This window comes from Nonomuraea sp. NPDC059007, assembly GCF_042740555.1.
Lineage (GTDB): Bacteria > Actinomycetota > Actinomycetes > Streptosporangiales > Streptosporangiaceae > Nonomuraea.
Genome location: NZ_JBHYJD010000002.1, coordinates 243416 through 256858 on the forward strand (window position 1 = coordinate 243416; position 13443 = coordinate 256858).

The 13443-nt window shown below is 70.0% G+C and carries 12 protein-coding genes; 8 read left to right on the forward strand and 4 right to left on the reverse strand.

What is annotated here, in order from left to right:
• Positions 1-125: 125 nt before the first annotated feature.
• Positions 126-500: a BlaI/MecI/CopY family transcriptional regulator gene (locus ACFWY5_RS03925; protein WP_379614663.1), complete on the forward strand. Its 375-nt coding sequence runs from the start codon at positions 126-128 to the stop codon at positions 498-500.
• Here the strand turns inward: ACFWY5_RS03925 and serC are convergent.
• A complete protein-coding gene (gene serC / locus ACFWY5_RS03930; RefSeq protein ID WP_379614661.1) occupies positions 479-1594 on the reverse strand; it encodes a phosphoserine transaminase in 1116 nt (371 codons plus the stop codon). The genes ACFWY5_RS03925 and serC overlap by 22 nt on opposite strands.
• A gap of 104 nt (positions 1595-1698) precedes the next feature.
• The gene (locus ACFWY5_RS03935; protein ID WP_379614659.1) at positions 1699-2805 is read right to left on the reverse strand and encodes a citrate synthase 2; all 1107 of its coding nucleotides are present in this window, start codon (positions 2803-2805) and stop codon (positions 1699-1701) included.
• Between the two features lie 154 nt (positions 2806-2959).
• On the opposite strand from ACFWY5_RS03935, the gene pdxH reads away from it, so the two are divergent.
• From pdxH to ACFWY5_RS03970, 7 genes are all read left to right on the forward strand, one after another.
• Positions 2960-3601: a pyridoxamine 5'-phosphate oxidase gene (gene pdxH / locus ACFWY5_RS03940; protein WP_379614657.1), complete on the forward strand. Its 642-nt coding sequence runs from the start codon at positions 2960-2962 to the stop codon at positions 3599-3601.
• Between the two features lie 10 nt (positions 3602-3611).
• Positions 3612-4853, forward strand: coding sequence for an MFS transporter (locus ACFWY5_RS03945; RefSeq protein ID WP_379630489.1), 1242 nt, complete (start codon positions 3612-3614; stop codon positions 4851-4853).
• Positions 4854-4997: 144 nt separating this feature from the next.
• A complete protein-coding gene (locus ACFWY5_RS03950) occupies positions 4998-5702 on the forward strand; it encodes a metal-dependent transcriptional regulator (protein ID WP_184958140.1) in 705 nt (234 codons plus the stop codon).
• Between the two features lie 123 nt (positions 5703-5825).
• A complete protein-coding gene (locus ACFWY5_RS03955) occupies positions 5826-8045 on the forward strand; it encodes a SpoIIE family protein phosphatase (RefSeq protein WP_379614654.1) in 2220 nt (739 codons plus the stop codon).
• Between the two features lie 17 nt (positions 8046-8062).
• Entirely contained in the window at positions 8063-8833 is a 771-nt protein-coding gene (locus ACFWY5_RS03960) for an alpha/beta fold hydrolase (RefSeq protein ID WP_379630490.1), read from the forward strand.
• Between the two features lie 93 nt (positions 8834-8926).
• The gene (locus ACFWY5_RS03965) at positions 8927-10705 is read left to right on the forward strand and encodes a hypothetical protein (RefSeq protein ID WP_379630491.1); all 1779 of its coding nucleotides are present in this window, start codon (positions 8927-8929) and stop codon (positions 10703-10705) included.
• On the forward strand, positions 10692-12119 hold the full coding sequence (locus tag ACFWY5_RS03970) for a hypothetical protein (protein ID WP_379630492.1): 1428 nt from the start codon (positions 10692-10694) through the stop codon (positions 12117-12119). The genes ACFWY5_RS03965 and ACFWY5_RS03970 overlap by 14 nt, the downstream gene beginning before the upstream one ends.
• Here the strand turns inward: ACFWY5_RS03970 and ACFWY5_RS03975 are convergent.
• Positions 12085-12246 (reverse strand): hypothetical protein, encoded by a 162-nt coding sequence (locus ACFWY5_RS03975; RefSeq protein WP_379614647.1) that lies wholly within the window; start codon positions 12244-12246, stop codon positions 12085-12087. The genes ACFWY5_RS03970 and ACFWY5_RS03975 overlap by 35 nt on opposite strands.
• A gap of 25 nt (positions 12247-12271) precedes the next feature.
• Positions 12272-13417 carry an acyl-CoA dehydrogenase family protein gene (locus tag ACFWY5_RS03980; protein ID WP_379614645.1) on the reverse strand — a complete coding sequence of 382 codons (1146 nt, stop codon included), beginning with the start codon at positions 13415-13417 and terminating at the stop codon, positions 12272-12274.
• Between the last annotated feature and the right edge of the window lie 26 nt (positions 13418-13443).

Sequence of the window (13443 nt, forward strand, 5' to 3'; positions counted from 1 at the left end):
CAACGGCCGTGTGGGATGGGACGTCACTCCGGTCAACCCCCGTCACGTGCGTGCGTTCTCGCACAACTTTACGGAATCTCGACATCACTGGTCGCCGCGGGGGTTTTCCGGCAAGAATGTTTCCTGTGGCAACCCTGGGATCCCTGGAACGCGCGATCATGGACGTGTTGTGGGACGCCCGTAAACCGCTGCTCGTCAGGGAAGTCCTGGCCAGGCTGAACAAGGACAGGGCGCTGGCCTACACCACCGTTCAGACCGTGGCCGAGCGGTTGCTGAAGAAAGGGTTGCTGGTGCGCACGCCGTACCGTAACGCCTTCAGGTACGCGGCCGTGCACAGCAGGGATGAGCACGTCACCAGGCTGATGCTCGAAGCCCTCTCGGCCAGCACCGACAGGCTGCCGGTGCTGGCGCGCTTCGCGCAGAGCGTCGAGGACGCCGACGCGCTCGCCCTGCTGGAGGAACTGGCCAGGCGGACGGGTCAGAGGCGCTCGACCACGTAGTCGACGCAGGTCGTCAGCGCCTCGATGTCGGCCGGGTCGATGGCGGGGAACATCGCCACGCGCAGCTGGTTGCGGCCGAGCTTGCGGTAGGGCTCGGTGTCGACGATGCCGTTGGCGCGCAGCGTCTTGGCGACCGCGGCGGCGTCGACGTCGTCGCTGAAGTCGATGGTGCCGACGACCTGCGAGCGGAACTCGGGCGCGGCGAACGGCGTCGCGAAGGAGGACTTCTCCGCCCACGTGTACAGGCGCTGGGACGAGTCGGCGGTGCGGGCGGTGGTCCAGGCCAGGCCGCCGTTGGCGTTCATCCACTCGATCTGGTCGGCCAGCAGGAACAGCGTGGCCACCGACGGGGTGTTGTAGGTCTGGTCCTTCGCCGAGTTGTCGATGGCGACCGGGAGGCTGAAGAACTCGGGCACGTAGCGGCCGGAGGCGGCGATCTCCTCGACGCGGGCCAGCGCGCGCGGCGACATGATCGCGATCCACAGGCCGCCGTCGGAGGCGAAGCTCTTCTGCGGGGCGAAGTAGTAGACGTCGGTCTCGGCGATGTCGACGGGCAGCCCGCCGGCGCCGGAGGTGGCGTCGACCAGCACCAGCGAGTCGTCGGAGCCGACCCGCCCGATCGGCATCGCGACACCGGTCGAGGTCTCGTTGTGCGTCAGGGCGTAGACGTCGACGCCCTCTTCGAGCACGGCCTCCGGGTGGGTGCCGACCTCGGACTTGATGATCGTCGGGTCGCCGAGCCAGGGCGCCTTGCTGACGACGGCGCCGAACTTGGAGGAGAACTCGCCGAACGACAGGTGCTGCGATCTCTCGCGCACCAGGCCGAAGGCGGCGATGTCCCAGAACGCGGTGGTGCCGCCGTTGCCCAGCACGACCTGATAGCCCTCGGGCAGCGAGAACAGGTCCGCGAGGCCGGAGCGCACGCGGCCGACCAGGCTCTTGACCGGCTTCTGGCGGTGGGAGGTCCCCATGACGCTCGCTCCGGCGGAGGCGAGCGCGGCCAGCTGCTCGGGACGAACCTTCGAGGGCCCGCAGCCGAAACGGCCGTCGGCGGGCTTGATGTCAGCGGGAATCACGATGTCAGCCACCTGCATAAGCGTACTGAGCCGTGACGGATGGCTTGGCCCGGGTCCGGGATTTGAGACGTTCCGAAGGCCTGACGTACGGCTGCCACGGCGGCAGCCGTACGAAGCAGGCTTCAGATGAGGCCGGCGACCTCGGAGGCTCCGGGCACGTCGCTCAGGGGGCGGGTGGCCGGGCCGGTGTAGTTCGCGCTGGGGCGGACGAGCCTGCCCGTGCGCTTCTGCTCCAGGATGTGCGCGGCCCAACCGGCCGTGCGGGCGCAGGTGAACATGGAGGTGAACATGTGCGAGGGCACCTCGGCGAAGTCGAGGACGACAGCGGCCCAGTACTCCACGTTGGTGGCCAGAACCCGGTCGGGCTTGCGGGCGTGCAGCTCTTCGAGCGCCGCCGTCTCCAGCGCCTGCGCGACCTCGTAGCGGGGCGCGTCGAGCTCCTTGGCGGTACGGCGCAGCACGCGCGCACGCGGGTCCTCGGCACGGTAGACGCGGTGACCGAAGCCCATGAGGCGGTTGCCCTTGTCCAGCTCGCTCTGGACGTACTTCTTGGCGTCGCCGAGCTGCTCGACGCCTTCGATCATGTGCAGCACGCGGGCGGGGGCGCCACCGTGCAGGGGACCGGACATGGCGCCCACGGCGCCGGAGAGAGCGGCGGCCACGTCGGCGCCCGTGGAGGCGATGACGCGGGCGGTGAACGTGGAGGCGTTCATGCCGTGCTCGGCGGCGGAGGTCCAGTAGGCGTCGATGGCCTTGACGTGCTTGGGATCAGGTTCGCCGCGCCAGCGGACCATGAACCGTTCGACGATGGTCTTCGCCTCGTCGACGCGGCTCTGCGGCACCATCGGCAGGCCGAGGCCACGCGCCGACTGCGCCACGAAGGAGAGGGCCATGACGGAGGCGCGGGCGAGGTCGTCGCGTGCCTGGTCGTCATCGATGTCGAGCAGCGCCTTGAAGCCATAGGCGGGAGCCAGCATGGCCAGGGCGCTCTGTACGTCTACGCGGATGTCACCGGAGTGAACGGGGATCGGGTACGGCTCCGCCGGGGGTAGACCCGGCTGGAACTTGTTGTCGACCAGCAGGCCCCAAACGTGCCCGAACGGGACACGGCCGACCAGCTCCTCGATGTCGACGCCCCGGTATCGAAGGGCGCCCCCCTCTTTGTCCGGTTCCGCGATCTCGGTCTCGAAAGCTACTACGCCTTCGAGGCCGGGTTTGAAGTCGGACATTCTCGGCCGCCTCCCTTTCTTGATGTCGAGATACCGGCGCGTCAATTTAACCCCCTGCCGTCCAGTGCTTCGTCTTCGGGCACGCCGAAACGCAATCACCGCTGGTGGGGGCGGTTGTGTGGGATCGCCACCAAGCGCGCAAGAATACCGTCTCGTGGATGCCACCTCGCTGTCAGGGCTGCGCCGCTCGTACGAAGGCGAGCCCCTGCTGGAAGCCAACGTCGCCGCCGACCCCATCGCCCAGTTCACCGTCTGGTTCCAGGAGGCGCTCGACGCCGGCCTGCCCGAGCCCAACGCCATGGTCGTCGCCACCGCCTCGGCGGGCGGGCGGCCAAGCGCCCGAACGGTCCTGCTCAAGGGCTACGACGAGGACGGTTTCGTCTTCTTCACCAACTACGAGTCCCGCAAGGGCCGCGACCTGGCCGAGAACCCGCGCGCGTCGCTGCTGTTCCCCTGGCACCCGATCCGCCGCCAGGTGCGCGTCGAGGGCTCCGTCGTACGGCTGTCGCACGAGCGCTCGGCCGAATACTTCAAGTCCCGCCCGTACGGCTCCCGCATAGGCGCCTGGGCCTCCAGGCAGTCGGCCGTGGTCCGATCCAGGGAGGACCTGGACCGGCGCTACGACGAACTGGCCGCCCGCTGGCCGGAGGATCCGCCGGTGCCCGACTTCTGGGGCGGTTATCTGGTGGTGCCCAGCGAGATGGAGTTCTGGCAGGGCCAGCTGGACCGTCTGCACGACCGGCTCCGCTACCGGCGCGCGCACCCCGGCTGGGAGCTGGAGAGACTTGCCCCTTAATGTGCCTTAGGTGGCATTCGGGGATTTGATCAAAAGGTACCTTGTCGACACCCGGCCACTGCAGGTCCCCGCCTACCGGCGGCTTTGGATCGGCCAGACCGTCTCCCACGTCGGTCTGGGCGTGACCGTGGTGGCCGCGAGCCAGCAGGTGTGGGTGCTCACCCACTCCTCCCTCTGGGTCGGCTTCCTCAGCCTCGCCAACCTCGTTCCCCTCGTCGTCTTCGGTCTGTGGGGCGGCGCCGTCGCCGACGCCATGGACCGGCGCAAGCTGCTGCTGATCGGCTCGCTCATCGCCTGGGCGAGCACCCTGCTCATCCTCCTGCAGGCCCTGCTGGACCTGCGCAACGTCTACCTGCTCCTGGGCCTGATGGCGGTCAACGCGACGGGCTTCGCCATCACCTCGCCCACCAGGGGCGCCATCATCCCGAGGATCCTGCCACCGGAGCGCGTACCGGCGGCCAACGCCCTGCAGTCGCTCGTCTTCAGCGTGGGCGCGGTCGCCGGACCGATGCTGGCCGGCGTGGTGATGGCCGCCTCCGGGTTCGCGGCCGCGTACGCGATCGACGCGGTGTTGTTCAGCGCCGGGCTCTACGCCGCGATCAAGCTGCCGCCGCTGCCGCCCGTCGGCGAGGTCACCCGGCCCGGCGCGCGGGCCGTCCTGGACGGGCTGCGCTACATCCTGGTCACGCCGGTGCTGCTCATGTCGTTCGTCGTGGACATCATCGCGATGGTGTTCGCGCTGCCCAGGGCGCTGTTCCCCGAGCTGGCCGCCACCCGGTTCGGCGGCTCGGAGCTGGCGCTCGGCTGGCTCAACGCGGCCATGGCGCTCGGGTCGTTCGCCGGCGCGCTGTTCTCCGGCTGGGTCGGCCGGGTCAGCAGGCAGGGGCTCGCGCTCGTCGTCGTCATCGCCCTCTGGGGCCTGTCGGTCGCGGCCGCCGGGCTGGCGCAGTCGCTCTGGCTGGTGGTGGTGTTCCTGGCGCTGGGCGGGGCGGCCGACGTGGTGTCGTCGGTGTGGCGGCAGTCGATCCTGCAGCTCTACGCGCCCGACGAGATGCGCGGCAGGCTGCAGGGCGTCTTCATGGTGGTGGTCGCCGGCGGGCCGCGGCTGGGTGACGTGCGCGCCGGGGCGACCGCGACGGTGTTCGGGCTGGCCGGGGCCTGGATCGGCGGCGGTCTCGCGTGCGCGGTGGCGGTGTTGCTGGTGGGGCTGGCGGTGCCCGGATTCAGGAACTACCGCTCGCGACGGCGGTGATCGGGAAGGAACCGGGCCGCACTATTGTTCCCGTCCTTTGCCATCGTCGGTCGATCTCCCAATAGGGTTCCCTTTGACCTCTGTGCCCGCCGCGGACGGGCTCAGTCCCCGCCGGACCGGCGTAGCATCAAGATGGGAGGAGCCTTGACCGCACACGGCCTGATCGACACCACGGAGATGTATCTCCGCACGATCTACGAACTCGAAGAGGAGGGCATCGTCCCTCTTCGCGCCCGCATCGCCGAGCGGCTCCAGCAGAGCGGCCCGACAGTGAGCCAGACCGTCGCCCGGATGGAACGTGACGGCCTGGTGAAAGTCGAAGGCGATCGCCACCTCGCCATGACCGACCTCGGCCGGACCCTGGCCACGCGCGTCATGCGCAAGCACCGTCTCGCCGAATGTCTGCTGACCCAGGTCATCGGGCTGCCGTGGGAGGAGGTGCACATCGAGGCCTGCCGCTGGGAACACGTCATGTCGGAGTCGGTGGAGAGCCGCCTGGTCACGCTGCTCGACAACCCCACGGTCTGCCCGCACGGCAACCCCATCCCCGGGCTGGCCGAGCTTGGCGCGCACGAAGCGGATGAAGCAGCAGATAAGCCCCTGGAGGCCATGGCCGATCTTGCCGGACCCCGCGATATGGCGGTTGTCGTGCGGCGAATTAGCGAACAAGTGCAAAGCGATCCCGCTGTGATGCTTAAACTCAAGCAAGTTGGGATACAACCCGGACGCGAGGTGACGCTCGCGGCGAGCGACGACGGTGTGCGGGTGACAGGTGACGGAGACGCGAACGGAACTCCCGCGGAACTCCCGCGTGAGGTTGCCGCGCACGTTTTCGTCTCCAGGCGCTGACGCGCGAGCTTCTGCTTGGTTGAATCCCTCAAGGGAGAACCCTCCACTCCCCCCGGCCATGACTGTTGCAGGAGCGCCCGTGGTTCGCTTTTCGCATAAGCCTCCCCGAGGAGTGGTCTCCGGATGAAGCGATGGGGGGATCTGTCACCAGACGCGGCTGATCATTTGGCAGCCGGGTCGGTGCTGGATCACGCGGAGATGGCCGTCGTCGTGACGGACAGGTTCAGCAACCTGCTCTACTGGAACCCCTTCGCGGAGAAGCTGTTCGGCCGCCCCGGCAAGTCGTCGAGCAGGGAGACGTCCGTCCTGTCCCTCGGGATCATGGAGAAGGACCACCCGCTCGCGATCGAGCTGGCCAAGCACGTGCTCAAGGGTGGCGTGTGGGAGGGCACCTTCGACGTACGGCGCGGCGACGGCACCATCGTCTACGTCCGGGCGCAGGCGGTGCCGCTGCGCCACCCGTCCGGGTCGGTGACCGGCATCGTCATCACCGCCCGCGAGGCCCTGCGCAGCAACGAGCGCGAGAAGGACCGCTTCGGCCTGCTGGAGCGCATCGGCGAACGGCTGGCCGGCTCCCTCTACGTCGAGGAGACGCTGAAGCGGGTCGCCGAGATGCTGGTCCCGCAGTTCGCCGACCACTGCTTCATCGAGCTGATGGAGGGCGAGCGCCTGGTGCGCCGCGTCTCCCAGCACGTGCAGGGCTGGACCCCGCCGCCGGGCACATGGAAGCCGGTGGGCGCGGAGATCCGCTACCCCTCCGGCCACTACGCCGACACCGCGATGCGCCGCCAGGAGACGATCCTGGTCGAGGACTTCGCCACCAGCAGCTTCCCCGCTCCCCACGAGGGCAGCGCCCAGCTGTGCGGCGAGGTCGGCATGACCTCCGCCATCGTCGCCCCGCTGTGCGTGCGCGGGGAGACGCTCGGCCTGATGTACCTGGGGCTGTCCAACCTCACCGACCGCCGCAGCCCCCACTACGACGCCTTCGACCGCGACTTCGTCGGGGCCATCGCCACCCGCGTCGCGCTCGCGATCGACAACGCGCTGCTGTTCGAGGAGGAGCGGCACACCGCCGAGTCCTTCCAGAAGCACCTGCTGCCGCGCGCGCTGCCGCAGCTCGACGGCCTGGAGATCGCCGTCCGCTACTACCCGGCGGCCCCGCTGGCCTCCCACGGCCAGGGCATCCAGACCCAGGTGGGCGGCGACTGGTACGACGTGATCCCGCTGTCGGCGGGCCGGGTCGGCATCGTCATCGGCGACGTCGAGGGCCGGGGCGCCAAGGCCGCGGCCATCATGGGCCAGCTGCGCGCCGCGCTGCGCGCCTTCGCCCAGGACGACAAGTCGCCCGCCGACATCCTGGCCAGGCTCGACGAGTGGACCCGCATCATCGCCACCCCCGAGCAGGACGACAACGGCACCGAGGTGAGCATCCCGCCGATCGTCACCTGCCAGTACCTCGTCTACGACGCGTGGTCGCGCCAGCTGTCCTTCGCCAACGCCGGCCACGCGCCGCCGCTGCTGCTGGTCGACGGCCAGTGCCTGGAGATGGACATCGAGGAGGTCGGCCAGCCGCTCGGAGTGCGGGCCAAGAACCTGCACGCCGACCTGGTCTACAAGGAGGAGACCCGCACGCTGCCGCCCGGCGCCGCGCTGCTGCTCTACACCGACGGGCTCGTCGATCGCCGCCCCACCCGCGACGGCCGCGTCCCGACCGACGAGGAGACGCTGGGAATCCTCTGCGAGAAGCTGGCCAAGGCCACCGGCGACGACGTCGAGCGGGTCGCCGACGCCGCCACGGTCGCGGTGCCCGGCGAGATCGACGACGACATGGCGATCCTGGTGCTGCGCTCCAGCGACATCGACCTGGACGTCGAGGAACGCACGTTCCCCGCGCAGCCGATCATGGTCGGCGAAGCGCGGCGGATGGCCGCCGAGGCCTTCACCGGCTGGAACGTGCCCGAAGAGCGCGCCGAGCTGGCCTGCCTGCTGGTCTCGGAAGTCGTCACGAACGTGGTGCTGCACGCGGCCACCGCGAGCGTCCCGCGCCGGGAACTGGTGGTCGAGGGGCCGCCGCTGCCGTTCGAGGAGTCCTGGGACGTACCGTTCGAGGACGAGGTCATGGGCGACAAGGAGTTCACGCTCCGGCTGCGCAGGGGCGAGGAGTCGGTCTGGGTCGAGGTGTTCGACCAGGACCTGCGCCTGCCGCGCATCCGCAGCGCGGGCGAAAACGACGAGGGCGGGCGCGGCCTCTACCTGGTCGACCAGCTCGCCAAGCGGTGGGGCTCACGCCCGACCAGGGAAGGCAAAGCGGTCTGGTTCGAGATTCCCACGCGCAGCCGCTGAGTGGTTGACTCGTCGGCATGGAGCTGGCCTTCGAACGCCGTGGCGCGGGCGCGCCGCTGATCCTCATCCACGGCATCGGGCACCACTGGCAGGCCTGGTTGCCGGTGCTCGACCGGCTCGCCGCCGCTCACGACGTGATCGCGATCGACCTGCCCGGCTTCGGGGTCTCGCCGGGGTTGCCGGACGGCACGCCGTACACCGCCGAGTCGCTCGCGGACGCCGTGGAGTCCTTCTGCGCGCTGATGGGGGTGTGCGAGCCGCACGTCGCGGGCAACTCGCTCGGGGGCTACATCGCGCTGGAGCTGGCTTCGCGCGGAGTCGTCCGTACGGCTGCCGCCCTCTCGCCGGCCGGCTTCTGGTCGCGCCCGGAGCTGGTGTGGTGCCAGACGGCGCTGCGCGCGCTGCGTTCGACGGCCCGGTCGCTGCCGTACGAGCAGGCGGCCAGGGCGGCGGAGAACCCGCTCGGCCGGGCGATGTCGGCGGGCCTGCTGGTCGCCCACCCGTCGCGGCTGACGCCGACCGCGCTGATGGCGGCCACGCAGGCGCTGGCCGGGGCGGCCGGGTTCGACGAGACGCTGGAGTCGTTCACCAACCTCATGCCGCCCGCTCCGCCGAAGACGCCGATCACGATCGCGTGGGGCGAGCACGACCGGCTGCTCCCGCGCTGGCAGGCGGTGCGCGCGGCCAAGTGGTCGGGGCAGCGGGTGAAGCTGCTCAAGGGCTGCGGGCACCTGCCGATGAGCGACGACCCCGGCCTGGTGGCCCGCGTCATCCTCGAGTCCTGCTGAAACAAGCGCGCATTCCTGACTCGGCTCGTAAACTGAGGGTGATCACTCGGGGACGCACGCCTGACGAGCCGGCAGGACGTGATGGCGCACTTCGTGGACGATTCCTGGCGACACCTGGTCATGGACGACTGCCTGCTGCGCGAAGGCGAGCAGGAGCTGCCGATCGTGGTGCTGCTCGGCCCGCCGGGCACGGGCAAGGGCGCGCTGGCCTCGGACCTCCGTGACAGCGTGGCGGTGGAGCCCGCGTCACCGGGTGTCCGGGTGAGTCTGCGCGATCAGGACGACGAGCATCTGCCGGTGTCGCGGATCGTCGCGCGTGTGGCCCACGGGCTGATGCGGAGTTCCCGCGTGAAGTTGCCCAGGGTCGTGTTCACCCTGCACGTGCTGGCGTTGCGGCCGGGTGAGCGCCCGGACCACGAGGTGGAGGCGGAGCTCGACCGGCTGGTCGACGGCACGGCGCCCAATCCGCCGGAGTTTCTGGGCCCGCTGCGCGAGCTGCTCGGGCTGGTTCCGCGGGTCGGGCCGTTTCTGGCGGTCGGCGTGTCGTTGCTCGGGCTGACGCTGGGGCGCGAGCGGATCGCGGTCAGGCAGCTCAACCGCAAGGGCAGGACGTGGCTGACCGCGCAGCTTCCCGAGGGCAACCTGGTGACCCTGGCCAGACAGCACCAGCGCGGGGGCGCCGACCTGGCGGGTGCGCCCGCGCTGGTCCTGTGCCAGGCGCTCCTCGCCGACCTGCGCGAGGAGTACGCCAGGCCGGGACGGCATCCGCGCAACTGCCTGCTGGTGCTGGAGGGCGCCGAGACCGTGGGCGGCCGGGCGTTCCTCAAGGCGCTCAGGCCGGCCAAGGGCGACGACCCGCTGGTGGTCGTGGCGACCGCGCGATCCTGGGTGCCGGTCGGCGGCGCGTGGGCGCGGCCCGGCCTGGGCACGGCCGGCAGGCCGCAACCGCCCACGCTGCCCGAGGCCGGCCACTCCGGCTGGCTCGCCCACCGGGCCGAAGGCGAGGACCGGTGGTGGTATCCGGTGCTGATGCCGCCGCTGCCCGCGCTGGAGAGCGGGCGGCGCTACGCCGGCGCGATCGACCGGCTCACCGGCGGGCACCGGCAGACCGCCCTGGAACTGCTCGACTGGGCCGGATCGGCGCCCGACGACGACGCGTTCCGCTCGATCCTTCACCAGAAGGAGGCGCTGCGCTGGCCCGGGTGGCTGCACCTGCCGGACCGCGACCACCTGTCCGGCTGGGCGGCGGCGCGGCACGTGGAGGACGCGGAGAACGCGCTCAGCGCCCGGCCGAACCTGCGCGACCGGCTGGCCGACGCCCTCTGGCTGACGCACGACCGCGAGCTGGGCACGGTCATCCACCCCTGGCTGAGGCGGCTGCTGCTGCACCGGCTCAGCCAGGAGCAGTGGGACCAGGCGCACGAACTGCTGGAGTCCTTCTGCCGCGACCGGGAGGCGGAAGGCTTCTACCACGCCCTGGCCCGCGTACGGCCCGGCGACGCCGGAGGGCACCTGGCCCGCGTGACCGCCTGGCTGGACGGGCGGTTCGACGAGCTCGACGGGCGGGGCAAGCTGCCGGAGTGGATCGCCGAGTTCAACCTGGTGACCACGGCTCCGAGCCGGCTGCCGCTTGAGCAGGACCTGGAGGACCTGTACGACTCGCTGGTGACCGGCTCGGCGAAGGGGCCCGGCGACTGGCGGGCGCGGATCAGGACCCTGGTCGTGGACCGCTGGTTCTGGAACGACCCCCTCCTCGACCCCTCGGGACGGCGGCGCGCGGACATCGCGTACGGCCTGATGGAGCTGCGCGATCGCTCGAAGGCGAGCAAGTCCGTGCTGAAGCGGGAGGCGGACCGGTATGTCACGTCCTGATCGGGTCCTGAAGTCCTTCACCCGGGCGCGGCGCCGGCGGCGGATCGTCCTGGTGGCCTCGATCGCGGCGCTGGCGCTGGTGGCGGGCGTGGTGGTGAGCATCGTGCTGCGGACCGCGCCGCTGACCGACGATCCCGGCGCGTTCGGCGAGGACCTGACCGAGGTGATGGAGCGCATCCGGCTGGAGAACGCCGAGGTCGAGAAGAGGCATCCGGCCGCGCACGTCACGATCGTCGCGCTGCTGCCGATGTCGGGGGAGGTGTCGGAGATCTCGATGTCGCGCCAGACCATCCGGCACGGGTTGCAGGGCATCCATCTGGCCCAGCTCTGGCGTAACCGGCTGGAGCAGTCGCCCCCGTACATCAAGGTGCTGGTGGGGAGCAACGGACCGGACGACTGGGCGGCGACCTTCGCCGACCTCGAACGGCGGGCGGCGGGCGAGCGCATCGTGGCCGTGACCGGGCTGGGCGCGAGTACGGAGAGCACGCGCAAGTCGGTCGCCGACCTGAGCGAGCGGTACTACGGGATGTCCGCGGCGGTGATCACCTCCGACGAGTTCGGGCCGTTCAAGGGGCTGGCCAGGGTCGCGCCGCTCAACCGCGACCAGGCTCAGGCGGTGCTGCGGCTGGCCAGGCACACCAACCCGGTTCTGAAGGCGATCGTGGTCAAGGACAGGAACCGGGGCGACAGCTACACCAAGACGCTCGGCGACCACTTCACCCGGGAACTGGAGGACAAGGAGCTGGAGGAGACGCTCACGTTCGACGCGGGGGCCGGCTCGCCGGGCACGGTGCTGGGGCTCAACGCGGAGCGCATCTGCACCTCGGCGGCCAACACGGTCCTGTACGCGGGCCGCGCGGACCACCTGCCGGCGCTGATGGCCGGGCTGAGCCGGCACGCGAAGTGCGCCGACCGCGGCATCACGGTGATCAGCGGCGACGACGTGGCCGAGCTGACCGGGCCGGTCAAGCAGCCGATGTGGGGCGATCAGGCGATCCGGCTCTTCTACACCGCGCTGGCGCACTCCCAGGGGGTCACGCAGCCGGCCGGGCCGGTCATCGACGACATGAAGAAGCGCTTCGGTGATGGGAGCCCGACCGCCTACCGCGCTCTCTATCCCAAGGAGTCGCTGGACGACGGCATGGCCATCGTGCACCACGACGCCATGTACCTGGCGATCAGGGCGGTGGAGAAGTTCGCCGGGGAACTGCCGACCGCGCGGGACATCGCCAGCGTGCTGACCAGCGGCACGCTGACACTGGCCGGCGCCAGCGGGCCGTTCACGATCGGCGACGGCGGCGACCCGGTGGGCAAGAACATCCCGATACTGCAGCTCGGGCCGGACGGCAGCGCGACGTTCTCCCGCTGGGCCGACCCGGCTAGCGCATCGTCTGTCCCCAGACCAGGAGCATGACGATGATGAAGACCAGCATGACGCCGACGTAGCCGACGGGGCCCAGCCGTAAGGAGCGCCGGACACGGTTGAGACCCCAGGCGAACAGCAACGCCAGGAAAACCAGGAGGATCAGGCCGCCGTCCATAGGGCCAGTATGGCCAATTTTCTGCTTAAAAGCCGAAAGAGCGGCCGATGATCTCCTTCATGATTTCGGTGGTCCCGCCGTAGATCGTCTGCACGCGGCTGTCCAGCCACGCCTTGGCCACCGGGTACTCCATCATGTAGCCGTAGCCGCCGTGCAACTGCAGGCAGCGGTCGATGACCTTGTTCTGCAGCTCGGTCGTCCACCACTTGGCCTTGGCCGCGTCGACGACCGAGAGCTCCTTCTTGTTGAGCGCCAGCACGCACTTGTCCACGTAGTGGCGGGCGATCTCGACCTCGGTGGCCAGCTCGGCCAGCACGAACCGGGTGTTCTGGAACTTGCCGATGTTGCGGCCGAACGCCTGGCGGTTCTTGCAGTACTCGATCGTCATCTCCAGTACGGCTTCCGCCGCCCCCACCGCCACCACCGCGATCGACAGGCGTTCCTGCGGCAGGTTGTTCATCAGCTGGAAGAAGCCCTCGCCCTCGTTCGGGCCGAGCCGGTTGGACACCGGCACCCGGACGTTGTCGAAGAACAACTCGGCGGTGTCCTGCGCCTTGAGCCCGACCTTCTCCAGGTTGCGGCCCCGGCTGAAGCCGTCCATGCCGCGTTCGACGACGAGCAGCGTGGTGCCGCGGGCGCCCTCGTCCGGATCGGTCTTGGCGACGATGACGACCAGGTCGGAGTTGATGCCGTTGGTGATGAACGTCTTCTGGCCGTTGACGACGTAGTGGTCGCCGTCGCGGATCGCGGTCGTGCGGATGCCCTGAAGGTCGCTGCCGGCTCCCGGCTCGGTCATGGCGATCGCGGTGATCAGCTCGCCGCTGACGAAGCCGGGCAGCCAGCGCTGCTTCTGCTCCTCGTCGGTCAGCTCCACCAGGTAGGGGGCCACGACGTCGTTGTGCAGGCCCCAGCCGAGGCCGGACGCGCCGGTCCTGATGATCTCCTCGGTGATGATCGCGTTGTAGCGGAAGTCGGTGATGCCGGCGCCGCCGTACTCCTCGGGGACGGCGAAGCCGAACATGCCGATCTCCCCGGCCTTCTTCCAGACCTCCCGGGGGACGATGCCGTCCTTCTCCCACTGGTCGTGGTGGGGGAGGACCTCGCGGGTCATGAACTCGCGGACGGTCTCCTGGAAGAGCAGGTGCTCGTCGTCGAAGAGGTCTCGCTGCATGTGTTCGCCTCCAACTTGGATGGATG

What these genes read in the sequence shown, in the direction of transcription:
- serC (WP_379614661.1), bottom strand. Translation starts at nt 1,594, where the DNA reads ATGCAGGTGGCTGACATCGTGATTCCCGCTGACATCAAGCCCGCCGAC.
- ACFWY5_RS03935 (WP_379614659.1), bottom strand. Translation starts at nt 2,805, where the DNA reads ATGTCCGACTTCAAACCCGGCCTCGAAGGCGTAGTAGCTTTCGAGACC.
- ACFWY5_RS03955 (WP_379614654.1), top strand. Translation starts at nt 5,826, where the DNA reads ATGAAGCGATGGGGGGATCTGTCACCAGACGCGGCTGATCATTTGGCA.
- ACFWY5_RS03960 (WP_379630490.1), top strand. Translation starts at nt 8,063, where the DNA reads ATGGAGCTGGCCTTCGAACGCCGTGGCGCGGGCGCGCCGCTGATCCTC.
- ACFWY5_RS03970 (WP_379630492.1), top strand. Translation starts at nt 10,692, where the DNA reads ATGTCACGTCCTGATCGGGTCCTGAAGTCCTTCACCCGGGCGCGGCGC.
- ACFWY5_RS03975 (WP_379614647.1), bottom strand. Translation starts at nt 12,246, where the DNA reads ATGGACGGCGGCCTGATCCTCCTGGTTTTCCTGGCGTTGCTGTTCGCC.
- ACFWY5_RS03980 (WP_379614645.1), bottom strand. Translation starts at nt 13,417, where the DNA reads ATGCAGCGAGACCTCTTCGACGACGAGCACCTGCTCTTCCAGGAGACC.